The following is a 25,623-nucleotide window of genomic DNA, read 5'->3' as shown; positions in this document are numbered from 1 at the left end:
CGCGGCGAGGACGACCCGGTCGTGCTCGCCGGCGGCCACGCGGCGTTCAACCCGGAGCCGATCGCCGACTTCGTCGACGCCGCCGTCCTGGGCGACGGCGAGCAGGCGGTCGGTGCGATCACCGACGTGGTCCGCGACTGGAAGGCCGAGGGACGTCCCGGCGGCCGGGACGGACTGCTGCTCCGCCTCGCCGCGTCCGGCGGCGTGTACGTGCCGCGGTTCTACGACGTCAGCTACCGGCCCGACGGGCGGATCGAGGCCGTGCGGCCGAACCGGGCCGGCGTGCCGGAGCGGGTCTCCAAGCACACGGTCATGAACCTCGACGAGTGGCCCTACCCGAAGACCCCGCTCGTCCCGATGGCCGAGTCGGTGCACGAGCGGATGTCGGTCGAGATCTTCCGCGGCTGCACCCGCGGCTGCCGTTTCTGCCAGGCCGGGATGATCACCCGTCCGGTGCGCGAGCGGTCGATCCAGACCATCGGCGACATGGTCGAGAACGGCATCCGGAAGTCCGGCTTCGAGGAGGTCGGCCTGCTGTCGCTGTCCAGCGCGGACCACTCGGAGATCGCCGAGATCACCAAGGGCCTCGCGGACCGGTACGAGGGCACGAACACCGGCCTGTCGCTGCCGTCCACCCGTGTCGACGCGTTCAACATCGACCTGGCCAACGAGCTGTCCCGCAACGGTCGCCGCTCGGGTCTGACGTTCGCGCCGGAGGGCGGCAGCGAGCGCATTCGGCGCGTGATCAACAAGACGGTGTCCGAAGAGGACCTGATCCGGACGGTCAGCGCCGCGTACGCCAACGGCTGGCGCCAGGTGAAGCTGTACTTCATGTGCGGCCTGCCGACCGAGACCGACGACGACGTCCTGCAGATCGCGGCGATGGCCCAGGAGGTCATCCGGGCGGGCCGCAAGGCCAGCGGCCGCAAGGACATCCGCTGCACCATCTCCATCGGCGGGTTCGTCCCCAAGCCGCACACGCCGTTCCAGTGGGCCGCCCAGTGCGACCCGGACACGGTGGACAGCCGGCTGCGGAAGCTGCGCGACGCGGTGAACTCCGACCGGAGCCTGGGCCGCAACATCGGCATGCGCTACCACGACGGCAAGCCGAGCCTGATCGAGGGCCTGCTGTCCCGGGGTGACCGCCGCGTGGGCCGGGTCATCGAGCGCGTGTGGCGCGAGGGCGGCCGCTTCGACGGCTGGAGCGAGCACTTCTCCTACGACCGCTGGACCGCGGCCGCGGCGGCGGAGCTGGAGCCCTTGGGCGTGAGCCTGGCCTGGTTCACCACGCGGGAACGCGCCGAGGACGAGGTCCTCCCGTGGGACCACCTCGACTCGGGCCTGGACAAGCAGTGGCTGTGGGACGACTGGCAGGACGCCCTGTCCGAACAGGAGCTGGACGACTGCCGCTGGACCCCGTGCTTCGACTGCGGCGTCTGCCCGGCCATGGGCACGGACATCGAGATCGGCCCCACCGGCAGGAAGCTCCTTCCCCTGACCCCGGTGTAAGCGCTGGAAGACGCCTCCCTCACGGTCAGCGCGGGGGAGGCGTCCGTCAGCGCGTCAGTCCGACCGCGGCCGCGGCGTCCACCAGGCCGTGGCCGTAGAAGCTGTTGTACGGCTGGTACCCCGTGCAGTAGGCGTCCTGCGCGCCGGTCCCGTCCAGGTCGTAGTCCGCCGGGCACGGCAGCGGCTCCGCCTGCTCGGTCAACATCTTCGAGAGCGTCTGCGGCGTCGCCTCCGGGTGCTCGGACGCGAGCAGCGCGGCCACCCCGGTCACGTGCGGCGTGGCCATCGAGGTCCCGCACATGCTCTCGTACCCGCCCGGCACCGTCGACAGCACGCACCCGTCGTCGGCCTGCTTGCCGCCCGACGGGTCGTACGCCTTGGGCTTGGTCTCCCCGCCCGGCGCCGCCACGTCGATGACGCCGAGGCCGTAGGAGCTGTAGCTGGTCTTCAGCTCGTTGCGCCCCACGGCCGACACCGCCACCACCCCGCGCAGGCCGGCCGGCAGCACCTTGCAGGTCGAGTCCAGCGTCCGCCGCTTCGCCCCGCCCGGGTCCCGCACCGTCCGCCCGTTCGGGTCGGCCAGGTCCGCGCCCTCGTTGGTGGCGGCCGCGACGGTCAGCACGCCGTGCGAGGTCGCGTAGTCCACCGCCCGCCGCATCGACTCGTACACGACGTGCTCGCTCTCCCGGTCGCACGTCATCAGCCACGGGTCGACGAAGTAGCTGTTGTTGGTCACCTTCATCCCGTTGGCGGTCGCCCACATCAGCCCGCACACCGCGTACTCGGGGAGGATGTACCCGCTGTCGTCGACGACCTTCACCGAGGCGATACGCACCCCGGGCGCCACGCCGGTGATGCCGCGCCCGTCGTCTGCCGCCGCGATCGTGCCCGCGACGTGCGTCCCGTGGGGCGACGCGGTGGGCGCCCACGCCTGCGGCGACGGGTCGGCCTTGCCGGACAGGCAGCCCGCCGACGCCGCCGGGTCCAGTGCGGCCGCCAGGTCCGGGTGGTGGGGATCGATCCCCGAGTCGAGGACGCCGACCAGCACGTCCCTGCTACCGGTCGTGACCAGCCGTGCGCGGTCCGCGCCGATCATGGTCATGTCCCACTGCTCGGCCGTCCGGTTCTCGCTGTCGACGGTCTCCGGGTCGGTGGTGACCGTGGCCTCCCCGCTCCTGCCGGAGTCCTGCAGCACCCGCTCGGCGCTGAACGCCCGGTCCGGGCCCAGCCGCTCCGCGAACCCGGCGTCGGTCGACGTGGCCACCCCGACCGCGATCTCCGGGTAGTACACGACCGGCGATCCGCACGCCGCCGTGATCTCCGACGTGGCACCCGGCTCGCTCGTGCCGGGCGCGAACAGGACGAGGTAGCGCAGTTCTGTGTTGCTCGACGCCGCGCAGGCGTCGAGCGGTGGCTCGACAGCAACGGCACTCGCGGTGGCACCGGTCGTCACCAGGGATGTCGCGAGCACCGCGGCACTTACCGCTGCCGCCGGTATACGGCGCAGCAGAGGCACGGGTGACCTCCAGTTGTTGGGGCGGCCGGCTCTCCTCCACCGGCACTCCAATGTCCGGACGGTAGTCAGACTGCCGCTGCCCAGACAAGCTCACCGCCCGAATTGGACCTGGGGGTACCGTGCCAGCATTGGCGGTTGAACACCACCGGACCAGCCCGATACCACCAGAAGGAGTAACGCTGACCAGCGACGACCGCCCGAACCCCTCCGCCGCCGCCGTGCAGAAGCTGCGGCTTCGGTACGCCAAGCGAGGCCCGCTGCGGTTCACCTCACATCGGGACGTGGCCCGCGCGTTCGAGCGTGCCCTGCGCCGGGCGAAGGTGCCGATGGCGTACTCCCAGGGCTTCAACCCGCACCCGAAGATCTCCTGGATCGGCGCATCACCCACAGGGGTGGCGAGTGAGGCCGAGTACGTGGAGATCCAGGTCGTCGAGGAACTGGACCCGGACGCACTGGTCCAGATGCTGGACATGGCCATGCCACCCGGCCTCGACCTGCTGGAAGCGGTGGTGGCCGACGGGGGAACGCTCGCGGACCGCATGGAGGCGAGCAGGTGGCGCATCGAGCTGCCCGGCGTGGCGCCGGACGTGCTCCGCGCGGCGTTCGCCCAGGTCATGGCCGCCGAGGTGGTCGAGGTCGAGCGACTGACCAAACACGGCATGCGCACGATCGACGCACGGGCCGCGATCATCACCGGTTGTGTCGAGGATGACCCCACAGCGTCTCCTTCCACACCACCCGCCGACCCGTGTGGGATACTCGTGGTGGTTGTCCGGCAGTTGACACCTGCCGTGCGACCAGACGACGTGCTGAGCGCGCTCCGCGTCGTCGCCGCTCTGGAACCGCCGGTGCCCGCGAAGGCGACCCGGATGGCCCAGGGACGGCTCGACGACGGCGGAAGTTTGTCCGACCCGCTGGCCCCGGACTGGGCCGCGCGGGTCTCGACGTCCGGGTGACGCCCGGCGCGACGTCATGACTGACCTGCCGCGGTCGCCGGGCTCCCGCCCGGTGCCCACGGCGTAGAGGCGAGGATTCCCGTCGCCACGGCGACGGAGACAGGCAGCACGCTTCACCGAAGGAGCACGGTGGAGCTGGACAACGAGGCCCCTGTGTGGCCGCGTCTGAGGGTGCCGGTGCATGAGCGCCGGTTCTACAGTCGCGCCCGGGGGTGAAGGAGCTACATGTCGGATATGTCGACCCCTGCCGGTAACGCCGGCGGGGACCCCACCACACCCATCGCCGCGGCGCTCTCGGAGCTGCCGCCCCGCATCCGGGTACACGCGCTGGCCAAGCTGCTCAACCGCAGCAGCCGCGAGGTGCTCGCCGCCATCACCGAGCTCGGCGCGGACGGCCGCAGCGTGCAGTCGAGCATCGACCGCGAGCTGGCACTCCGCGTGGCCGAGACGCTGGGCGTGACCGCGCCCGACCCCGGGTCCGAGGTGGAGGCGGCCGAGACCGCGTCCGCCTCCGCCAGCGCGGGACAGGCCGGGGCTTCGTCCACCCACGGCCAGGCCGCGGATCGAGGGGCTTCCGCGCCGCAGTCCGGCGGTGCGCGGCAGTCCGGCGTGCAGGCTCCCGGCTTCCGCCAGACCCCGCCGCATACCACTCCGCAGACCGCGCGCCAGGCACCCGCCACCGGCTCGCCCGGCTTCACCGCGCCCGCCGAGTCCTCCTCACGGGTGATCCCGCCGACGCCGGTGTTCGCGTCCGCGTCCCCGCTGTTCCTCCCGCCGGAGCCCACCGCGACCCCGCCCCGCCCGCCGCGCCCGGCTCCCGAGCCGGAGATCGTCGAGGACGAGGTGGAGGAGACCGAGGCCGAGGAGTCCTTCGCCGAGGAGACCGACGAGGGCAGGCCACGCCGCCGTCGGGGCCGTCGTGGCCGTGGCCGCGGCAAGGGCGGTCAGGACGATTTCGCGGGCGACGAGGCCGAGGAGCAGGAGAAGCCCGACAAGCCTGACAAGGCTGAGAAGTCGGACGGACCGGACAAGTCGGACAAGCCGGATAGGCCGGACAAGCCCGCCAGGCGGGTCAAGGCCGAGGCCGAGCCCGAGGAGACCGAGGAGCAGGAACCGGCCGACGGCGACGACGCCGCGTCGCGCCGTCGTCGCCGCAGGCGCCGTCGCCGCGGGGGCGACGCCGAGGACGGCACTCCCAACGCGACCGAGGACGACCCGCCGAACACCGTCGTGCACGTCCGCGAGGCGCGTGAGGAAAAGGAGAAGCCCGAGTCCGACGGCCGCGACGAGGTGCGCAGCGTGCGTGGCTCGACCCGGCTGGAGGCCAAGCGCCAGCGCCGCCGGGACGGTCGCGAGGCCGGCCGGCGGCGGGCGCCGATCCTGTCCGAGGCCGAGTTCCTGGCCCGCCGCGAGGCGGTCGACCGGGCGATGGTCGTGCGCGAGCGCGGCGACCGCATCCAGATGGGCGTGCTGGAGGACGGCGTGCTCGTGGAGCACTTCGTCACGTCGTCCGGCACGGGCTCGCTGGTCGGCAACGTGTACCTGGGCCGCGTGCAGAACGTGCTGCCGTCGATGGAGGCCGCGTTCGTCGACATCGGCCGCGGCCGCAACGCCGTCCTGTACGCCGGCGAGGTGGACTGGGACGCCGCCGGGCTGGAGGGCAAGGCCCGCAAGATCGAGCAGGCGCTGTCGACTGGTGACAGCGTGCTGGTGCAGGTCACCAAGGACCCGGTCGGGCACAAGGGTGCCCGCCTGACCACGCAGATCAGCCTGCCGGGCCGCTTCCTGGTGTACGTGCCGGGCGGCGGTGCCACGGGCATCTCCCGCAAGCTGCCGGAGAACGAGCGCAGGCGCCTGAAGGACGTGCTCAAGCGCGTGGTCCCGGAGGACGCGGGCGTGATCATCCGCACCGCGTCCGAGGGCATCAGCGAGGAGGAGCTGGCGCGCGACGTCCGGCGCCTGCAGGCGCAGTGGCAGGTCATCAAGGACAAGACCGAGGGCACGAACGGCGCCCGCAAGGTCGGCGCGCCGTCCCTGGTCTACGAGGAGCCGGACCTGCTGGTGAAGGTCGTCCGCGACCTGTTCACCGAGGACTTCTCGGCCCTGGTCGTCCAGGGCGACACGGCGTGGGAGACGGTGGAGGCCTACGTCCGCCACGTGGCTCCCGAGCTGGCGGACCGCGTCCGCAAGCACGTCGCCAACACGGACGTCTTCGCCGAGTACCGCATCGACGAGCAGCTGCTGAAGGCCCTGGACCGCAAGGTCTGGCTCCCGTCCGGCGGCTACCTGGTGATCGACCGCACCGAGGCGATGACGGTCATCGACGTCAACACCGGCAAGTTCACCGGCTCGGGCGGCAACCTCGAGGAGACGGTCACCAGGAACAACCTGGAGTCGGCCGAGGAGATCGTGCGGCAGCTGCGCCTGCGCGACATCGGCGGCATCATCGTCATCGACTTCATCGACATGGTGCTGGAGTCGAACCGCGACCTGGTCCTGCGGCGCCTGACCGAGTGTCTCGGCAGGGACCGCACCCGCCATCAGGTGGCAGAGGTCACATCCCTGGGCCTGGTGCAGATGACCCGCAAGCGCGTCGGCACCGGCCTGCTGGAGGCCTTCGGCACCACGTGCGAACACTGCAAGGGCCGAGGCGTCCTGGTGACCATCGAGCCGATGAGCAAGCCGAACGGCACCAACGGCCACACGGAGCCGCCCCGCGTCAACACCCGCCGCTCCCGGGGCCGTGCGGAGGACAACAAGGACAACAAGGAGCAGAAGGACAAGGCTCCCAACAAGGACGTCGCCAAGGACGTCGCGGCCCAGGCGGCCAAGGACGCCGTCCGCGGCATAGCCAAGGCCACCACCAAGGTCGTGGAGCCCAACCAGAAGCCCACCGACACCCCGGCGGAAGGCGCCTCCCACGAGGAGCCAGCCCACCAGGAGCCAGCCCACCAGGAGCCAGCCCGCCAGGAGCCAGCCCGCCAGGAGTCGGCGCACCACGAGTCGAGCCGCCACGAGTCGAGCCGCCAGGAGCCGGCGCCGACCCAGGCCGAAGAACCCCAGCGCACCTCCTCCCGCCACCGCAGCCGAGACCGCTCCCACCGGGGCGAGTCCCGAAACGGCCGCAACCGCGGAGCCGAGACTCCCGACTCACCGGCCGCCGAGGTACCCCAGACCACGGCCACCACCGCTGACGACGCGCTAGCCGCTGGCGAGGCCACGGGCGCCGCCGGCGCCGCCGGCGCCCGTGCCGGCGTTGCCGGTTCCGGTGCCACCGGCGCGGGTGCCGGCACCGGTGGCGTGCCAGCGGGCGCTGCCGCCGCCGCGGACGATGCGCTTGCCGCTGGTGAGGCCTCGGGTGCCGCCGGTTTGCCGACTGGCTCGGCCATCGAGTCACACGCCAGCGCCGAGGGCGTGGGTGCCGCTGGTTCGCCAGCCGGCTCCGGCACCACCTTCGAAACAGCCACCACCGCCGGCAGGCGCGCGAGCGGTACGCGAACACCGGCCGCCGCTGGTGAAGCGCCTGGTGCCGAGGTGCCTGGCGCTGCCGAGGTGCCGGCCGCTGCTGCTGCCGCCGCCGATGACGCACTCGCCGCAAGCGAGGTCTCGGGTGCCGCCGGTCTGCCGGCCGGCTCCGCCGCGGCCACTGCTGACTCGCACGCCGCTGACTCGCGTGTCGCACACGGCGGCGCGGCGAACACTGGTGCGTCCGCCGGCTCCGTCTCCTCCGCTGCCGCCTCCTCCGCTGCCGAGACGCCCGCGGCTGGCGAACCGCCGGCTGGAGCGACCTCCGATCAGGTCACCCCGGCCGGGGCGGACGAGTTGACCGCGCCGGAGTTCACCCGATCGGGTGAACGTCGGTACGAGCACACCAACGGCAGCGCCGATCGCTCCACCACGGCTCAGGAACCGTCCACTGGCGACCAGGGTGGGCATGGAGAGTCGCAGGGCGACACGCCGTCTGTGTCCGCACCGGCGCCGTCGGTACCCGCTCCGGTGACGCCGCCGCGGCGTCAGCCCCGGCGCGCGGCCTCCCGTCCGGCGGGTCCTCCGGTGTCGGCGAGGCACGATGGCTGACCCCCGGTTGGTCACCCCTCCGGCAGCCACGTATCCTGTAGGTCGGCCCGCCGCAGCGGTGGGCCGACTCGTGCGCGAGCCCGGTGTCATCTCACCCGGTCGCCGCGTCGCCCCAGCGTTTTCCGAAGCAGTCGAGTAGCAGGAGAGTTGCGTCCGATGTACGCGATCGTCAAGACCGGCGGCAAGCAGTACAAGGTCGCCGTTGGCGACATCGTCGAGGTCGAGAAGCTCGACGGTGAGCCGGGCGCCGAGTTCACCTTCCCCGCGCTGCTCGTCGTCGACGGCGAGGACGTCACGACCGACGCCGAGGCGCTGGCCAGGGTCTCGGTGACCGGCAAGGTCGTCACCCAGACCAAGGGCCCGAAGATCCGAATCCACAAGTTCAAGAACAAGACCGGCTACCACAAGCGGCAGGGTCACCGGCAGAAGCTGACCCGCGTCGAGGTCACCGGCATCGAGACCAAGTAGGAGCTGACAGAAATGGCACACAAGAAGGGTGCGTCCAGCTCCCGCAACGGACGCGACTCCAACGCCCAGTACCTCGGCGTCAAGCGGTTCGGTGGCCAGAAGGTCAACGCCGGCGAGATCCTGGTCCGCCAGCGCGGCACCAAGTTCCACCCCGGCGTCAACGTCGGCCGCGGCCATGACGACACGCTGTTCGCCCTGGCCGCGGGTGCGGTCCAGTTCGGCGAGAAGCGCGGTCGCAAGACCGTGAGCATCGTCCCGGTCGAGGGCTGAAGCCCGAGACCGTAGCAAGACCCCACGAGGGGCGGGCCGGCGATCAAGCGGCCCGTCCCTCATTTGCGTTTCAGGAAGGTTCCAGCGGTGTCCCGATTCGTTGATCGTGTGGTCATCCACGCGGCTGCCGGTAACGGTGGCAATGGCTGCGCCTCGGTGCACCGCGAGAAGTTCAAGCCGCTCGGCGGCCCGGACGGCGGCAACGGCGGCAACGGCGGCGACATCGTCCTGGTCGTCGACTCCGGCGTGCACACCCTGCTCGACTTCCACTTCCGCCCGCACGCCCACGCCTCCAACGGCAAGCAGGGCCAGGGCAGCAACCGCGACGGCGCCGCCGGCGAGTCCCTCGAGCTGAAGGTGCCCGACGGCACGGTCGTGCTCACCGAGCACGGCGAGATGCTCGCCGACCTCACCGGCAACGGCACCCGCTTCGTCGCCGCCCGCGGTGGCCGTGGTGGCCTCGGCAACGCCGCACTCGCCTCGAAGGCCCGCAAGGCACCCGGCTTCGCCCTCCTCGGCGAGCCCGGCGAGGAAGTCGACCTCATCCTCGAACTGCGGTCCGTCGCCGACGTGGGCCTGGTCGGCTTCCCGTCCGCGGGCAAGTCGTCCCTCATCTCGGTGCTGTCCTCGGCCCGCCCGAAGATCGCCGAGTACCCGTTCACGACGCTCGTGCCGAACCTGGGCGTGGTGAACGCCGGCGGCAGCACCTTCACGGTCGCCGACGTGCCGGGCCTCATCCCCGGCGCGAGCCAGGGCAAGGGCCTGGGCCTCGACTTCCTGCGGCACATCGAGCGCTGCTCGGTGCTCGTGCACGTCATCGACTGCGCGACCTTCGAGCCGGGCCGGGACCCGATGTCCGACCTGGACGCCCTGGAGCGGGAACTGGCCCAGTACACCCCCGCGCTCGGCGGCAGCCTCGCCGAGAGGCCGCGCCTGGTCGTCCTCAACAAGATCGACGTGCCGGACGCGCGCGAGCTGGCGGAGATGGTCCGCCCGGACCTCGAGAAGCGTGGCCTGCCGGTCTTCGCCGTCTCGACCGCCAGCCACGAGGGCCTGCGCGAGCTGTCCTACGCCCTGGCCAAGATCGTCGAGGAGGACCGCGCGACCCGGCCGACCCTGGAGGCAAGCCGCATAGTCCTGCACCCGACGGCCGTCGACGACGCGGGCTTCACGGTGCTCGATGACCCGGAAGAGGAAGGCGGCTTCATCATCCGGGGCGAGCGCCCCGAGCGGTGGGTCCGGCAGACCGCGTTCGACAACGACGAGGCCGTCGGTTACCTGGGCGACCGCCTGGCCCGCCTCGGTGTCGAGCAGGTGCTGGCCGAGCGCGGCGCCAAGCCCGGCTGCCCGGTCACCATCGGCGGCGTGACGTTCGACTGGGAGCCGTCCACCCCCGCGGGCATCGAGATGGTCATGCACCAACGCGGCAGCGACCCACGAATGGAACGCAACACGAGGGTGGGCGCGGCCGAACGCAAGGCCGCGAAGATCGCCCGCCGCACCCCGTCCTCGGACGACCCGTCCCCTGACGAGCAGGAAGCCGAAGAACAACAGTGACCACCGTGCTGTCGGCGACGAGGTCACAGGTCGCGGCCGCCAAGCGGATCGTGGTGAAGATCGGCTCGTCGTCGCTCACGACCGCGGAGGGCGGCCTGGACCCCGTACGCCTCGACGCACTGGTCGACGCGCTGGCCGCCCGCCGAACCGCCGGCAGCCAGGTGGTGCTGGTGTCGTCGGGCGCCATCGCGTCCGGCCTGGCGCCCCTGGGCCTGGGCCGGCGCCCCAAGGACCTGGCGACGCAGCAGGCCTCGGCGAGCGTGGGCCAACTGGTCCTGGGGCACGCGTACGTGTCGTCGTTCGCCCGCTACGGCCTACGGGTAGGCCAGGTCCTCCTCACCTCCGACGACGTGGTCCGCCGCTCCCACTACCGCAACGCGCAACGCACCCTGTCCCGCCTACTCGCCCTGGGCGTCGTCCCGGTGGTCAACGAGAACGACACGGTCGCCACGGAAGAGATCCGCTTCGGCGACAACGACCGCCTGGCCGCGCTGGTCGCCTACCTCGTAGGTGCCGAAGCCCTGGTCCTCCTGTCCGACGTGGACGCCCTCTACGACGGAGACCCCCGCCGCACGGACGCGAAACGCATCGCGGAGGTAGCCGACCACAAGGACGTGGCCCACGTGCAGGCCGACGAGTCGGGCTCGGACCTGGGCACCGGCGGCATGGCGACCAAACTGGCCTCGGCGCGCCTGGCCTCGGCGGCAGGCGTCCCGGTACTGCTCGCCGCGGCATACGAGGCCGCGAGAGCGCTGGGCCCGGCCGACGTGGGCACCGCCTTCGCAACGGGCGGCCGCCGCCTGACCCCAAGGCGCTTCTGGCTGGCGTACGCCGCGAACCCACGAGGCAGACTGAAACTGGACGACGGCGCGGTCCGGGCGGTGGTAGACCGCCGAAGGTCGTTGCTGGCAGCCGGCATTACGGCGGTAGCAGGCGACTTCGAAGCCGGCGACGTGGTCGAACTGACCGACCTGAGCGACACCGTGGTGGCCAGGGGAGTGGTGGCGTTCGACGCCACCGAACTCCCCACCCTGATCGGCCGCTCAAGCCACGACCTGGCCCCAGAACACCGCCGCGAGGTAGTCCACGCCGACGATCTGGTCCCGCTACGCCGCTAGCAACAGGTTGGCGCGAGCCGATCCACATGCCGGGGAACAGCCCAAGCACGACCTACCCCGACTCGCTCCTCCAGCCAACTCAAGCCTTGACTTAGTCAACCAGAAAGATGGCTACCGCTCTGTCACCATCGGCGCGACGGAGGGATCGACATGGCCAGTCAGTTCCGCGTGGCGATCATCGGCGGTGGTACCGGTGGCCTGTGCTTGGCGCAGGCCCTGCACAAGGCCGGCGTACCGGTGACCGTCTACGAACGCAGCGGCGTGCACACAGACCGGTTGCAGGGCTATCGCGTGCACATCAACCCCAAGGGATCCCGTGCTCTACACGACTGCCTGCCGCCGCACCAGTGGCACACGTTCGTGGAAACGTGCGGCCACCCGGGAGGCGCGTTCAGCTTCGTCGACGAGCAACTGAAGGAGTTGCTCCTCATCGAGGACGACCGCACCGCCGACCAGCATCGCACCGCCGACCAGCATCGCACGGCCGACCGGGAACGCACGGCCGACCAGGAACGCACGGCCGATCAGGAACGCACCGGCGATCAGGAACGCACGGCCGAACAGCATCGCACCGGCGACCAGGATCGCGACCCGGCCCGATCGCACCACTCCGTCAGCAGGATCACCCTGCACGAGGTCCTGTCCGCGGGCCTGGAGGACGTGCTGCACCCGAACAAGGAGTTCGAGCGCTACGAGCGCGCGACCGACGGCACTGTCACCTGCTACTTCACCGACGGCACCACCGCCACCGCCGACGTACTCGTCGCCGCCGACGGCGCCAACTCGCGGGTACGCCACCAGTACCTGCCCAACGCACAGCGCGTCGACACCGGCATCCGAGCGATCGCGGGCAAGCTCCCCCTCACCGACGAGACGAAGTCCTGGCTACCGCCGCGAATGCGAACGGGCCCGAACAACGTGCTGCCCCCGTCGGGTTGCGGGATGTTCATGGCCCCACACGACCTCAGCGACAGCCTGCTGTCCACCGCCGCCCACAGCGCTGACCTTCACAACTCACCCATCAACGACCTCCATTTCGACAACACCTCCAGCTACCTGATGTGGGCCTACGCCGCGAACAGCCGCAAGTACCCCTGCGACGACACCGCGCTGTCCGCATTGGACGGCGCCGGCCTGCGCGACCTGGCCAGCAGCCAGATCGCCGGCTGGCATCCTCACCTGCGCCGCATGGTCGCGGACACACCCGAGGAAACCGTGACCCTGCTACCGATCCGCACCTCCATTCCAGTCAAACAGTGGCCGACAACGAACATCACCGTTGTCGGCGACGCGATCCACAGCATGACCCCGTTCCGCGGCATCGGCGCGAACACCGCGTTGAGGGACGCACAACTGCTGGCCCGCAACCTGATCGCCGCCGCACGCGGCCAACGTGACCTGCTCGACGCGATCCACGACTACGAAACCCAGATGGTCGCCTACGGTTTCGACGCCGTGCGCCTGTCACTCCGCACAGCCAGGCAAACCATCTCGAACAACTGGCTGGGCCGCTCGATGTTCAAGGCCGCACTACGGGTCTTCGCAGCCGTGCCTCCACTCAAGCGCAAGGCGTTCGCCGACCTGGCCAGTGACTGACACCGCCACCACTCCTGACCTGGTTCGCCTACGCCAGCATCCTCTGCGCTCCGCCGAAGCACGCGTGGACTCCGGCAGAGCGAGGGATGCCGTACCCCTGAAGGCAGCGCTCAAGTCGTGAATCAGAGGCGGTTCACGGAAATCTCCTTTCTTCTACATGGCTGGCCTCGCGGTTCACGTGGTCAGGTTGTGGTAGCCAGAGCGAACGGCAGGACCGCGGGCACCCCGGTGTCGCGCAGGAGTTTGGCGGCCACGGTCATCGTCCAGCCCGTGTCGATGCGGTCGTCGACCAGCAGAACCGGACCGTTCACCTCGTACAGCCGCTCCGCGAGATGAGCGTCGACGGTCAGCTTCTGCCACACCTGAGCCAGGCGTAACGCACTGTTGGCACGCAGCTCACCCGACGGCTCGGACCCGATCTCACCGAGAAACGTCAGCCTGCCGACCGAGGCGAGACGTTCACCCAGACTGGCGATCAGCTTCGGCCGGCTACGTGAGCCGATCGTCACCACACCCACCGGGCGCTCCGCCCAGTCCCACGACGCCAACACCTGCACACACGCGTTGAACAAGTCGTCGGGCACCGGTCCGTCCGACCCCGCCGCGGTCGGCGAGAACAACTCGCGCAAACGGTTGCCCCACCCAACGTCGGTGAGACGGCCCACTGCCCTACCAGTCGCGGCGACCACGTCGGCGCCGATTCGACCGGAAAGCGGCACGTCGAGCCCCGCCATACCGCTCGGCCACTGACGGCGTGGCTCCACCTCGACGCCGGGGCGGCGTAACCGCTCGCCAGCCAGACTCACCCGGTCCAACGACACCTCGGCGCTCCACCTCGGTCCCGCACAGTTGTCACAACGGCCACACGGCGCCGCGTGTGGGGCGTCCAACTGCCGCAACAGGAATTCCATCCGGCAGTCACTGGTCGACTGGTACTCCAGCATGGTCTGCTGCTCGGCCTGCCTCGCCTCGGCGATGCCCCGGTACCGCTCGCCGTCGTAGCGCCACTCCGAGCCGGTGGCGACCCAGCCGCCCTTCACACGCTGCACCGCGCCATCGACGTCCAGGACCTTGAGCACCATCTCGAGCCGCGACCTCGACAGGTTGCACCGTGGTTCGAGAGCCACTGTGGACAGTGGCCGTCCGGCGCCGGCCAACGTGTCGACCACCTGACGCACGAGGGGCTCCGACGGAAAAGCCAGCGACGCGAAGTACTTCCAGATGGCCTTGTCCTCGGTTCCCGGCAGCAGCAACACCTCCGCCCGCTCCACGCCGCGACCCGCACGGCCGATCTGCTGGTAGTACGCGATCGGCGAGGCGGGTGAGCCGAGGTGGATCACGAAGCCCAGATCGGGCTTGTCGAAACCCATCCCCAGCGCCGAGGTCGCCACGACGGCCTTGATCCGGTTGGCCAGCAGGTCCTGCTCGATCTGCTCGCGCTCGGCCGGTTCGGTCCGGCCGGAGTACGCCGCGACCTCGAACCCGTTGTCCCGCAGGAAGGACGCCGTCTCGTACGCCGAGGCCACTGTGAGCGTGTAGATGATGCCCGAGCCCGGCAGCTCACCGAGATGCTCCGCGAGCCAGGCGAGTCTGGCCTGTGGGCTCGGCAGGTCCAGCACACCCAGGTGCAGGCTCTCCCGGTCCAACTCGCCGCGCAGCACGAGGGTGTCCTGCCGCCCGAGGTCGAGCTGGTCCGCGACATCCCGCACCACGCGGTCGTTGGCCGTCGCCGTGGTGGCCAGCACCGGCACGCCGTCCGGCAGCTCGGCCAGCAAGGTGCGCAGCCTGCGGTAGTCCGGCCGGAAGTCGTGGCCCCAGTCGGAGATGCAGTGCGCCTCGTCGACCACGAGCATGCCGGCCGACGCGGTCAGCTCGGGCAGGACCGACTCGCGGAAGTCCGGGTTGTTGAGCCGTTCCGGGCTGACCAGCAACACGTCGGTGCGCCCGGCGAGGACGTCCTGCTCGACCTCGTGCCACTGGTCCAGGTTCGCGGAGTTGATGGTCGCCGCCTGGACGCCGGCTCGTGCCGCCGCCTCGATCTGGTTGCGCATCAACGCGAGCAGCGGCGAGACGATCACCGTCGGCCCGTTGCCCAGCTCTCGTAACAGTGCGGTGGCGAGGAAGTACACGGCTGACTTGCCCCATCCCGTGCGCTGCACGACAAGAGCGCGCCTGCGTTCGACGACCAACGCCCTGATGGCGGTCCACTGGTCTTCCCGTAGTGCGGCGCCCTCGCCTGCCAGGTCGCGTAGGCGGGTTTCTGCTGAGTTGCGAAGTGCTTGCTCGTCCACGTGGTCCACGATGGCCCATGGCGGGCGAACGGGCCAGCAGAAGGCCGAGCGAAAGGGACTTTCGCTCGGGAAAGTGGTGGGCCACACACGCGACAGGAACCCATTACACGTACGCTGACCAGCTATGACAGGTCGTCGGATCGGGATCATGGGCGGCACGTTCGATCCCGTGCACCACGGACATCTGGTCGCCGCCAGCGAGGTCCAGGCGCGGTTCCACCTCGACGAGGTGATCTTCGTGCCGACCGGTCAGCCCTGGCAGAAGACCGATCGCAAGGTCAGCGCCGCGGAGGACCGCTACCTCATGACCGTGATCGCGACCGCGTCCAACCCGCGCTTCTCCGTCAGCAGGGTGGACATCGAGCGCGGCGGCACCACCTACACCGTCGACACCCTGCACGACCTGCACGAGACCTACCCGAACGCGGACCTGTTCTTCATCACCGGCGCCGACGCGCTGGAGCAGATCCTGTCCTGGCGGCAGGTCGGGGAGCTGTTCTCGCTGGCCCACTTCGTCGGCGTGACCAGGCCCGGCTACCGGCTGGACGACGCGCACCTGCCCAACGGGTCGGTGAGCCTCATCGACGTGCCCGCGATGGCGATATCCTCGACAGCGTGCCGGGAGCGGGTCGCGTCCGGCCTGCCGGTCTGGTACCTGGTTCCGGATGGTGTGGTCCAGTACATATCCAAGCGTGATCTGTACCGGCAGGCGTGACCCGAACGGGTATTCTCCCAGGGTTGAACAATACGAGTACGCACGATCGAGGAGTAACGTGGCCGCAACGCACGACGCACGTGAGTTGGCGCTGGTCGCAGCTAATGCGGCAGCCGACAAGAAGGCCAGCGACGTGATCGTGCTCGACGTCTCGGACCAGCTCGTCATCACGGACTGCTTCGTGATCGCCTCCGCACCGAACGAGCGGCAGGTCGGCGCCATCGTGGACAACGTCGAGGAGAAGATGCGTGACGCCGGCACCAAGCCGGTGCGCCGGGAGGGCGCGCGCGAGGGCCGATGGGTCCTGCTCGACTTCGTCGACGTGGTCGTGCACGTCCAGCACGCAGAGGAGCGTGCCTTCTACGGCCTCGAGCGGCTGTGGAAGGACTGCCCGCGCATCGACTTCGACCCCGACGCGGGGGTCGCCGATACCAACGGCGGGACGACATGACACTCCGTCGGCTCGTCCTGTGGCGACACGGCGAGACCGACTACAACGCCGCCAGCCGGATGCAGGGGCAACTCGACTCCCTGCTCACCGACGTGGGGCGAAACCAGGCCAGGTTCGCGGTGCCGGCTCTCGCCAGGTTCTCCCCGGACCTCGTCGTCGCGTCGGACCTGAAGCGGGCCACGGACACGGCGACGATCTTCACCGAGGCCGCCCGCGTGCCCCTGCGGTTCGACAAGCGGTTGCGGGAGACCCACCTCGGCCTGTGGCAGGGCATGACGGGCCCCCAGGTCGATGAGCAGTGGCCGGGCGCGCGCCAGATGTGGCAGACGGACCCGTCCTGGACACCGCCCGGTGGAGAGGCGCGGGTGGAGGTCGCGGCGCGTGCGTCCGAGGTCGTCGCCGAGCTCGACGAATCCACTGAGGACACCGCGATCCTGTGTGCGCACGGTGGCCTGATCACGGCGTTGACCGGGCACCTGCTGGAGTTGCCGGTCACCGCGTGGTCGAAGCTGGGGGGCATCGGGAACTGCCACTGGGTGGTGCTTGCGCGGCGCGTCTCGAGCGGCCTGGCCTGGCGGCTGATCGCGTACAACGCGGGGATCACCGGCTGACCAGCACATGACCACCCTGCTGGTGTTCGGGGACTCGCTGAGCTTCCAGGGGCCGGACGGCCCGCGACCGGCCGACGACGAGCGGCTCTGGCCCAACCGTGCCGCCGCCGCGCTCGGCGGCCGGGCCGAGTTGTTCGCGCGGTCCGGCTGGACCGCGCGTGACGCGTTCTGGGCGCTGTCGGGTGACCCCAGAGTGTGGACGCAGCTACCCAGGGCCGACGTGCTCGTGCTGGCCGTCGGCAGCATGGACACGCTGCCGTCACCGCTACCCACCTACCTGCGGGAAGGGCTTCGCTACCTGCGGCCGGAACCGCTGCGGCGATGGGTGCGGGACCGCTACCTGACCGCCCAGCCATGGCTCGCCAAGGCGACGAACGGCCGTCCGGTCGCATTGCCGCCCACTCTCACGGTCCGCTACCTGGACCGCATCCTCTCCTCGATCAGGGTGCTGCGACCTGAGCTGCCCGCCGTCGGGGTGCTGCCGCCGCCGCACCGGGCCAGCTCCTACGGCTACGTCCACACGGGTCGGTCGACCGGGACCGCCGCCATCCGTGCCTGGGGTGAGCGGGCAGGCGTGCCGCTGCTGGACCTGGCCGCGCTCGTGGGCGACCACGTGCGGGCCGGTCGCGGCAACCCGGACGGCATGCACTGGGGCTGGGAGGCACACGAACTGGTGGGCGAGGCACTCGCCGACCAGGCCGGCGCGCTGTTGCGCCAGCCGCGGTGACGGTCATTCCGCAACTGACCACGTAGGCTCCCGTCCGTGCCGGTCGCCGTCGTCACCGATTCCAGCGCTTACCTGCCGGATGGCTTCGCCAGCCGGCACGCGGTGCACGTCGTGCCGCTCCACGTGCTGATCGACGACTGTTCCGGACTGGACGGTGTGGACATCGGTCCGGCCGAGGTCGCGGCCGCGCTGAGCGGGCGGCGGGCGGTGACGACGTCGCGGCCCAACCCGGAGGAGTTCGCCCAGCTCTACCGGAAGCTGCTGGACGAGGGCGCGGACGGGATCGTGTCGGTGCACCTGTCTCGCGAGCTGTCCGGAACCTGGGAGTCGGCGTGCCTCGCGGCGCGGGAGATCGGTGCCGACGTGGTGCGGGTGGTGGACTCACGCACGGCCGTCATGGGGCTGGGGTTCGCAGTGCTGCGAGCGGCGGCGGCAGCGGGAAGCGGGGCGACCGTAGCCGCGGTGGAGGCGGTCGCGGCCGAGGCGGCCGCGCGGACCAGGACGTTCTTCGTGGTCGAGACCCTCGAGTACCTGCGGCGAGGCGGCCGGATCGGGCCCGCGGCGGCGTTCCTCGGCACCGCGCTCGCGGTCAAGCCGGTGCTGCACGTGAAGGACGGCCACATCGTGCCGTTGGAGAAGGTCCGCACCACCACCAGAGCGGTGACGCGCCTCGTGGACCTGGCGGAGGCGGCCGCGGTCGACACTGGCGCGGAGGCCGTGGAACTCGCCGTGCACCACCTCGCCGCGCATGAGCGGGCGGTCGAGCTCGCGACCAGGCTGGACGAACGGATCTCGCCGTCGTCGGGCTGCGTTGTGTCCGAACTGGGCGGCGCGATCGGGGCGCACACCGGACCCGGCATGCTCGCCGTCGTCATCTGTCCAACGGACGGCTAACCCGCCAGCTTCGCACACCACACCGACAGTTCTGGGGCCTCTACCTGCACTTTTCTGCTAGTTGTCCACAGCCCCACAAGTTGTCCACAGTCAGCGCCCGATCGCCGTTCCCCACGCCCTCGCCGGCATAAGGTCGAACCCGTGATCGAAACAACCGCACGGCGCGACCGCACACGACAAGACCGCCGACAGGACCGAACAGCTGGGTCACGAGACCGTCTTGCCCGCCTGATCGGCCAGGCCACACCCGAACCGCGAGAAGAGGACGTGGGACTGCCCCTCGACCAGCAATGGGTGGATGTCTCCACGGATCCCCCGGACCCACCGCCACGAGACCCGTGGTGGCGGCGAGGACGGGTCGGCAGGCTCGTGTCCGAGTGGCTGCCGGAGATCTCCGCCGGTGGCCACCGCAGGCTGGCCATCGCGTTGGCGGGTGCTCTCGTGCTGGCCGTGGTGGTGGCGCTCTGGGTGGCGATGTCGTCTCGCGGCGTCGAGCACGAGGCACCGCCCGTGTTGCCCGTGGCGGCGTCCGCGGCGTCCTCGACTCCCCAGGCGTCCATCGTGGTGAGTGTGGTCGGCCGGGTCGCGAGTCCCGGGTTGGTGACGCTGCCGGAGGGCGCACGGGTCGCCGACGCGTTGAGAGCGGCGGGTGGACCGGTGCCGGATGTGGATCTCAGTGCGCTCAACCTGGCTCGCCGCCTGGCTGACGGCGAGCAGATCTACGTGGGCATGCCCACGCCGCCGGGCGCCGACCCGGTCCCGGCAGCTGCGGGGCCACCAGGCGTCGCGGACAAGGTCGACCTGAACTCCGCGACGCTCGCCGCGCTGGACACACTGCCCGGCGTCGGACCGGTGACAGCGCAGCGGATCGTGAACTGGCGCACCGCGCACGGCCGGTTCGACAGCGTGGCGCAACTGCGGGAGGTCGACGGGATCGGCCCCAGCCGGTTCGCGCGGCTGAAGGACCTGGTGGTGGCCCGATGACAGGGCAGTTGACCGCGGCGGAGGCGACGCCGTGACCAGTTGGCTCGGCGTGGACACCGGCGGCCGGGCGGATGCTCGGTTGGTCCCGGCAGCGCTCGTCGTGTGGCTCTCGACGATGGCCGGTCTGCTGCTGGGCTGGTGGTGGGCCGCCTTCGGGGGACTGGCCGGAACCCTCATGGGCCTCGCGATGCTGGCCCGATCACGAGGACGGCCTGCCCTTGCCAGGTGGTGGTGGCTCGGGATTGCCTGGTCGCTGCTCGTGTGCAGTGTGTCGATCGGTGTCGTGGGCACGCTGCGGTTGCGGGCCGCCGCCGATGATCCGCTTCGACCGCTCGCCAACGCGGGTGCCGCGGGAACGTTCCGCGTCGAGATCACCGAACGAGCGAAGCCGGTGTTCTCCGCCGGGTTCGGCGGGCAGCAGAGCGGGGTGCGCGCCGTCGTGCTGCCGGCGCGGGTGGTGACGGCCCTCGTAGGCGGCCGCTTAGTGCGCTCGACCGGGGCGGTCATCCTGGTCGGACCGCCCGACCGTTGGCGACCATTGCTACCGGGACAGCAGGTCACGGCGACCGCCGTCATGGCGCCCGCCGAACCCGGACAACTCACCGTCGCGGTGTTGAGAGTCCGCGGACCGCCGGATGCGGTGGGTGAGGCGGCCGTGTGGCAGCGGGTCGCGCAGAACCTGCGGTCAGGTCTGCGGGACGCCGCCGGCGTGCTCGACCCCGAGTCAGCTGGTCTGGTGTCCGCGTTGGTCGTCGGCGACACCGATGGCCTGCCGCCACAGGTTGCCGAGGAGTTCCGGACGGCCGGGCTGGCCCACCTGCTCGCGGTGAGCGGCACGAACCTCGCGGTGATCTGTGTGGCGGTGCTCTTGCTGCTGCGTGTCCTGCGCTGTGGGCCACGGACGGCGGCGGCCGGGGCGATGGCCTCGCTGGTCGGGTTCGTCGTGCTGGCCGGGCCGGAGCCAAGCGTGCTGCGGGCCGCCGTGATGGGTGCGGTGGGGCTGCTCGCGCTGGCGATCGGACGTCAGCGGGCGGCGTTACCGGCGCTCAGCGTCGCGGTGATCGTGCTGGTGCTGTGGGACCCCGCGATGGCGGTGAGCATCGGGTTCGCGTTGTCGGTGCTCGCGACCGGCGGGCTCGTGCTGATCGCGCCCCGCTGGGCGGAACGGCTCGTCGATCGAGGTGTGCCACGTGGGCTCGCCGAGGCACTCGCGGTGCCGGCCGCGGCGCACCTGGTCACCGCGCCGGTCGTGGCCGGGTTCGCCGGGCAGGTGAGCGTGGTGGCGATCGTCGCGAACCTGCTGGCGGCGCCCGTGGTCGCGCCGGCGACCGTCCTCGGGGTGCTGGCGGCGGTCGTCTCGCCGGCGGTTCCCTGGCTCGCCGAGCTGCTGGTTCGGCTGGCCGGCCCAGAGGCGGACTGGCTGATCTTCGTTGCCCGGCGTGGTGCCGACGTGCCGGGCGCGGTGATCGCGTGGCCCGGTGGCTGGCTGGGTGGGTTCCTGCTCGCTGGGTGCTTGGCGCTGCTGGTGTTGGCGTTGCGCAACCGGCGGCTGCGGGTGCTCGCCGGGCTGGTGCTCGCCGGGTTCCTGGTCGTGGTGGTTCCGGTGCGGGTGATCGCGCCGGGGTGGCCGCCGGCCGGCTGGGCCATGGTGGCCTGCGACGTGGGGCAGGGCGACGCGATCGTCCTGGCGACGGGCGAGGCCGGCCGTGCGGTCGTCGTCGACACGGGGTCGGAGGTAGCGCCGCTCGCGGCGTGTCTCGACCGGTTGGACGTGTCGCGGGTGCCGTTGGTGGTGCTGACCCACCTGCACGCCGACCACATCGGCGGGCTGGACGCGGTGCTGGCCGACCATGCGGTCGGCGCCGTCGGAGTGAGCCGGGCGCGGGTGCCGCGCTGGGCGTGGAAGGAGGTGCGGGCCGAGGCGCAGGACGCCCAGGTGCCGGTGGTCCAGCTGACCGCTGGGCAGCGGCTGGCATGGCCGGGACTGGAGATCGACGTGCTGGCGCCGGACAACGAGGAGGTGATGCCAGCGGCTGAATCGGATGGCACGGAGATCAACAATGCATCGCTGGTGCTGCGTGCGGTAACGCCGGCCGGCCGGGTGTTGCTCAGCGGGGACGTGGAGTTGGCCGCCCAGGCGCGGCTGCTGGACGAGCGGGTGGACCTGTCCGCCGACGTGATCAAGGTGCCGCATCACGGCTCCCGGTACACGTCGCCGGAGCTGTTCGCCGCCGTCCGGCCGCGGATCGCCGTGGTGAGTGTCGGGGCGGGGAATCCGTATGGACATCCCAGTTCGTTCACGCTACGAGCGCTTGCCCGGATGGGCGTGCTGGTGCTGCGGACCGACACCGCGGGCGACACCGCGATCGTGCCGTCGGCGACGGGGCCACGGGCAGTGACCCGCGGACCGTCGAGGTCGCCGCCGTGACACGTGACCGCGACGGTGACGCGTGACCGTCGGTGACGTGTGACGTGTGACGGTGATGTGTGACCGTGACCGTGATGGTGAGGCGTGAGGCGTGAGGCGACGCGTGACCGGTTGGGTGACGTATGACCGCGATGTGGGCGTGGAGCCTGATGGAAGGCGCGGAGCGTGATGGAGAGTGAGACGTGGAGCGTGACGAGGAGGTGGTGTGACACGGGAACGCGCTTGGGACGCGTGATCGGCCACGGTGGCTGAGGCGCGTGGCCGATGGTGCGGCGCGGTGGCTGATCGCCGCAGGAGAGCAGTCGTTCTCGCGGGCTCTCTACGCGGTGGAGCGCGGGACGCCACTCCGGCTCGGCGTCGGTGGCGCCCGGGCCTCGAGCGTCGGTTGCTGTCCGCGGCTTGAGGGCCGTGTGCGGTGACCGGAGCGGCTTCGTGGGATGCCTGGTGACGCCTTCGCCGAGCCGTGGGTGGCGCGCGTGGGGATCGGGTCGAGGTGTGTTCGAGCCGATCCCCACGCGGGGAAGCCTGTTGCTCAGTCGGCTAGTGCGGCGCGGACGGCATCCGCCGACGGTGGAACCGTCGCACGCGGGCCTACCTTGTCCTGCACGGCGTCCAGCGTCTTGAGGCCGTCGCCGGTGATGAGGAGGACTGTTTCGGCGTTCGGGTCCAGCTGGCCGGTCTCGATGAGCTTCTTCGCCGTCGCGACGGTGACGCCGCCGGCGGTCTCGGCGAAGATGCCTTCCGTCCTGGCCAGGAGGCGGATGCCCTCGACGATCTCCTCGTCGGAGACGTGCTCGACCGCACCGTTGGTGCGGCGGACCACGTCCAGCACGTAGGGGCCGTCGGCGGGGGCGCCGATTGCCAGGGAGCGGGCGATGGTGTCCGGCTTGACCGGGGTCACGACGTCGTGGCCTGCCTTGTACGCCGCCGCGACCGGGGAGCAGCCCGTCGCCTGCGCGCCGAACACCCGGTACGGCTTGTCCTCCACCAGGCCGAGGCTCACGAACTCGCGGAAGCCCTTGTCCACCTTGGTCAGTTGCGAGCCGGAGGCGACGGGCACGACCACCTGGTCCGGCAGGCGCCAGCCCAGCTGCTCCGCGACCTCGAAGCCGAGGGTCTTCGAGCCCTCCGCGTAGTACGGGCGGACGTTGACGTTCACGAACGCCCAGTCCTCGTGCTCTGCGGCGAGTTCGGTGGCGAGGCGGTTCACGTCGTCGTAGTTGCCGTCGACGGCGATGAGGGCGCCGTCGTACACGGCCGTGGTCAGGATCTTCGCGCGCTCCAGCGACGACGGGATCAGCACGACCGACTGCCAGCCGGCGCGTGCGGCGGCCGCGGCGACGGCGTTGGCCAGGTTGCCCGTGGACGGGCAGGCGAGCACCCGGAAACCGAGCTGGCGGGCGGCGGCGAGCGCGACGCCGACCACGCGGTCCTTGAACGAGTGCGTCGGGTTGCCGGTGTCGTCCTTGACCCACAACGACTTCACGCCGAGTGCGGCGGCAAGCCGGTCGGCCTTCACGAGCCGGGTGAGGCCGGGCTCGGTGTTGGGGTGGGTGTCCACATCGGACGGGACGGGCAGCAGCTTGCGGTAGCGCCAGATCGACTTGGGACCGGCCTCGATCTCTGCCCGGGTGACGTCCCCGAACTCGTAGGAGACCTCGAGCGGGCCGAAACACTCGGCACACGCGAACTCGGGTGAGAGCGGGATCTGGTGGCCACACTCACGGCAGCTCAGGGCGCGTGCGGGCCCGAGGTCGAGCGTGGTGGTACCGGCGTCGGCGGTAATCGTCATCGAGAGGTATCTCCTCATCTGTCCCGCGTGCGGGTCGGAATTGGCACCGTGGTCGTCGCCGTTCTCGCGGTCGCGAATGGTGTGGCTGACGCCGGTTGCCGGGGCTTCTTCGGGCCGATCCCTCTGCCCCTCTGGATGAGCGGTATGAAGTTGTCCTGGCGGACACGTTACGGCACACCCCGGTGACTCGGCCAATGTGAGGTCCATCATTCGAGACCGGTACGAGTGCGGCGTGGCTGTGCGCCGGCCCACGTCACGGGAGTCCGCGGCGCTGATGCGAGGATGGCGGGGTGAAGGCGCCCGCCGTGACCCCGCCCGCACTGCAGCTCGTGCTCGGCGAGGAGGAGCTGCTGGTAGAGCGCGCGGTCCAGGCCGCGGTCGACACGGCGCGACTCGCCGATCCGAGTGCTGAGATGACCCGCGCGAGGGCCACCGAGCTGACCGGGCCGGAGCTGGCCGAGCTCGTCAGCCCGTCCCTGTTCGCCGAGCGGCGGGTCATCGTGCTCGAGGGCGCGCAGGAGGTGGGCAAGGACATCGCCGCGGTGATCATGTCGTACGTGAAGGCGCCGGCCGACAGCGTCCAGCTGGTCGTGCTGCACAACGGCGGGGGCCGGAAGCCGGGCAAGGACCTCGTCGCGGCGATGAAGTCGGCGGGCGCGCAGGTCGTCGAGTGCCCCAAGATCACCAAGCCGCAGGACCGCGAGTCGTTCGTCCGCAACGAGATCCGCCAGGCCGGCGGCCGGTCCGACGCGGACGCGGTCCGCGAGCTGATCGACTCGGTCGGCTCCGACTTGCGGGAGCTGGCCGCCGCGGCGGCCCAACTGGTGGCGGACACGAACGGCCAGGTCACGGTGGAGGCCATTCGCCGCTACCACCGCGGCCGTGCGGACGTGACGGGCTTCGCGGTCGCCGAGAAGGCGGTCACCGGGGACGTGACCGGGGCGCTGGAGACGCTGCGCTGGGCCATGCAGCTCGGGGTGCCACACGTGCTGGTGGCCGACGCGCTGGCGGACGCGGTCCGCACGGTGGCGAAGGTGGCGGGCGCGGGCCGGGCGGACCCGTACCGGCTGTCGGGTGAGCTGGGTATGCCGGCCTGGAAGGTGCGGAAGGCGCTGGCACAGTCGCGGGGCTGGCACCCGGCGGGCCTGGTGGCGGCCATGCAGGTGGTGGCCGAGGTCAACGCGGACGTCAAGGGCGTCGCGGTGGACGCGGGCTACGCCCTGGAACGGGCGGTACTGCGCCTGGCGGAGGCCCGCCGCCGAGCGTGACGCTCAGCCCGGAGCCCGGAGCCCGGAGCCCGGCACGCGGAGCCCGGGCCGGTGGCGCGGAGATCGGGTGATGTGGAGATCGGGTGGCGCGGAGGCCGGGTGATGTGGAGATCGGGTGGCGCGGAGGCCGGGTGATGTGGAGATCGGGTGGCGCGGAGGCCGGGTGGCGCGGAGATCGGGTGGTAAGCGCGGGCCGGTGACGCGAAGATCGGGTGGCGTGTAGGCCAGGGTGGTTCGCAGGTCAGCGTGGCGCGGGAGATTCGGTTGTAACTGCGTGGGTGGGTGTGCGCAGCGGCGGTCGGTCGGGGCGGTTTTGATGCGGTTGTGCTTGAACGCAGTGAGGGCGCGTCGGCAGTGCCGACGCGCCCTCGACTGGAAAGCTCAGGCCTCGATCT

19 protein-coding genes and 1 riboswitch are annotated in these 25,623 nt (G+C 71.0%); of the genes, 16 read left to right on the top strand and 3 right to left on the bottom strand.

From position 1 onward, the window contains the following. The coding region (locus ACJ73U_RS39120) for a TIGR03960 family B12-binding radical SAM protein (protein WP_407782826.1) at window positions 1-1,509 on the top strand (1,509 nt) is incomplete at its 5' end. 46 nt (window positions 1,510-1,555) lie between these two features. On the opposite strand, the gene ACJ73U_RS39115 is transcribed toward ACJ73U_RS39120, so the two are convergent. Then, on the bottom strand, window positions 1,556-2,980 hold the full coding sequence (locus ACJ73U_RS39115; RefSeq protein ID WP_407782825.1) for a S8 family peptidase: 1,425 nt from the start codon (window positions 2,978-2,980) through the stop codon (window positions 1,556-1,558). A 263-nt stretch (window positions 2,981-3,243) separates the two neighbouring features. On the opposite strand from ACJ73U_RS39115, the gene ACJ73U_RS39110 reads away from it, so the two are divergent. The 7 genes from ACJ73U_RS39110 to ACJ73U_RS39080 all read left to right on the top strand — a co-directional run bounded on the left by ACJ73U_RS39110 (window position 3,244) and on the right by ACJ73U_RS39080 (window position 13,067). Further along, the gene (locus tag ACJ73U_RS39110; RefSeq protein ID WP_407782828.1) at window positions 3,244-3,981 is read left to right on the top strand and encodes a TIGR03936 family radical SAM-associated protein; all 738 of its coding nucleotides are present in this window, start codon (window positions 3,244-3,246) and stop codon (window positions 3,979-3,981) included. A 225-nt stretch (window positions 3,982-4,206) separates the two neighbouring features. Further along, window positions 4,207-8,058, top strand: coding sequence for an Rne/Rng family ribonuclease (locus ACJ73U_RS39105; RefSeq protein ID WP_407782824.1), 3,852 nt, complete (start codon window positions 4,207-4,209; stop codon window positions 8,056-8,058). 156 nt (window positions 8,059-8,214) lie between these two features. Then, entirely contained in the window at window positions 8,215-8,526 is a 312-nt protein-coding gene (rplU, locus tag ACJ73U_RS39100) for a 50S ribosomal protein L21 (protein ID WP_407782823.1), read from the top strand. Between the two features lie 12 nt (window positions 8,527-8,538). Continuing rightward, window positions 8,539-8,796, top strand: a complete 258-nt coding sequence (gene rpmA, locus ACJ73U_RS39095; protein ID WP_407782822.1) for a 50S ribosomal protein L27 — start codon at window positions 8,539-8,541, stop codon at window positions 8,794-8,796. An 87-nt stretch (window positions 8,797-8,883) separates the two neighbouring features. After that, window positions 8,884-10,353 (top strand): GTPase ObgE, encoded by a 1,470-nt coding sequence (obgE, locus tag ACJ73U_RS39090; protein ID WP_407782821.1) that lies wholly within the window; start codon window positions 8,884-8,886, stop codon window positions 10,351-10,353. Then, complete coding sequence (proB, locus tag ACJ73U_RS39085; RefSeq protein WP_407782820.1) at window positions 10,350-11,471, top strand: glutamate 5-kinase; 1,122 nt, start codon at window positions 10,350-10,352, stop codon at window positions 11,469-11,471. The genes obgE and proB overlap by 4 nt, the downstream gene beginning before the upstream one ends. A gap of 150 nt (window positions 11,472-11,621) precedes the next feature. Continuing rightward, the gene (locus ACJ73U_RS39080) at window positions 11,622-13,067 is read left to right on the top strand and encodes an FAD-dependent monooxygenase (protein ID WP_407782819.1); all 1,446 of its coding nucleotides are present in this window, start codon (window positions 11,622-11,624) and stop codon (window positions 13,065-13,067) included. A gap of 182 nt (window positions 13,068-13,249) precedes the next feature. On the opposite strand, the gene ACJ73U_RS39075 is transcribed toward ACJ73U_RS39080, so the two are convergent. After that, a complete protein-coding gene (locus ACJ73U_RS39075; RefSeq protein ID WP_407782818.1) occupies window positions 13,250-15,358 on the bottom strand; it encodes a RecQ family ATP-dependent DNA helicase in 2,109 nt (702 codons plus the stop codon). A 124-nt stretch (window positions 15,359-15,482) separates the two neighbouring features. On the opposite strand from ACJ73U_RS39075, the gene nadD reads away from it, so the two are divergent. The 7 genes from nadD (at window position 15,483) to ACJ73U_RS39040 (ending at window position 22,168) form a co-directional block, all read left to right on the top strand. Then, the gene (nadD, locus tag ACJ73U_RS39070; RefSeq protein ID WP_407782817.1) at window positions 15,483-16,073 is read left to right on the top strand and encodes a nicotinate-nucleotide adenylyltransferase; all 591 of its coding nucleotides are present in this window, start codon (window positions 15,483-15,485) and stop codon (window positions 16,071-16,073) included. Between the two features lie 58 nt (window positions 16,074-16,131). Then, entirely contained in the window at window positions 16,132-16,524 is a 393-nt protein-coding gene (gene rsfS, locus ACJ73U_RS39065; RefSeq protein ID WP_407782816.1) for a ribosome silencing factor, read from the top strand. After that, window positions 16,521-17,135 (top strand): histidine phosphatase family protein, encoded by a 615-nt coding sequence (locus tag ACJ73U_RS39060; protein ID WP_407782815.1) that lies wholly within the window; start codon window positions 16,521-16,523, stop codon window positions 17,133-17,135. The genes rsfS and ACJ73U_RS39060 overlap by 4 nt, the downstream gene beginning before the upstream one ends. Before the next feature lie 7 nt (window positions 17,136-17,142). Then, complete coding sequence (gene octT, locus ACJ73U_RS39055; protein WP_407782814.1) at window positions 17,143-17,862, top strand: diglucosylglycerate octanoyltransferase; 720 nt, start codon at window positions 17,143-17,145, stop codon at window positions 17,860-17,862. Window positions 17,863-17,898: 36 nt separating this feature from the next. After that, entirely contained in the window at window positions 17,899-18,756 is an 858-nt protein-coding gene (locus ACJ73U_RS39050; RefSeq protein WP_407782813.1) for a DegV family protein, read from the top strand. Window positions 18,757-19,023: 267 nt separating this feature from the next. Next, window positions 19,024-19,740: a helix-hairpin-helix domain-containing protein gene (locus ACJ73U_RS39045; protein WP_407782812.1), complete on the top strand. Its 717-nt coding sequence runs from the start codon at window positions 19,024-19,026 to the stop codon at window positions 19,738-19,740. Between the two features lie 115 nt (window positions 19,741-19,855). After that, window positions 19,856-22,168, top strand: coding sequence for a DNA internalization-related competence protein ComEC/Rec2 (locus ACJ73U_RS39040; protein WP_407782827.1), 2,313 nt, complete (start codon window positions 19,856-19,858; stop codon window positions 22,166-22,168). Between the two features lie 532 nt (window positions 22,169-22,700). Here the strand turns inward: ACJ73U_RS39040 and thrC are convergent. After that, window positions 22,701-23,960: a threonine synthase gene (gene thrC / locus ACJ73U_RS39035; RefSeq protein WP_407782811.1), complete on the bottom strand. Its 1,260-nt coding sequence runs from the start codon at window positions 23,958-23,960 to the stop codon at window positions 22,701-22,703. A gap of 11 nt (window positions 23,961-23,971) precedes the next feature. After that, window positions 23,972-24,102: riboswitch (SAM riboswitch) on the bottom strand. Window positions 24,103-24,250: 148 nt separating this feature from the next. Between thrC and holA the strand changes: the two genes are divergently transcribed. After that, window positions 24,251-25,228, top strand: a complete 978-nt coding sequence (gene holA, locus ACJ73U_RS39030) for a DNA polymerase III subunit delta (protein WP_407782810.1) — start codon at window positions 24,251-24,253, stop codon at window positions 25,226-25,228. Window positions 25,229-25,623 lie beyond the last annotated feature (395 nt).

The organism is Actinophytocola sp. (genome assembly GCF_045807065.1).
GTDB lineage: Bacteria > Actinomycetota > Actinomycetes > Mycobacteriales > Pseudonocardiaceae > Actinophytocola.
This window is presented reverse-complemented; position numbering and strand designations above follow the sequence as displayed.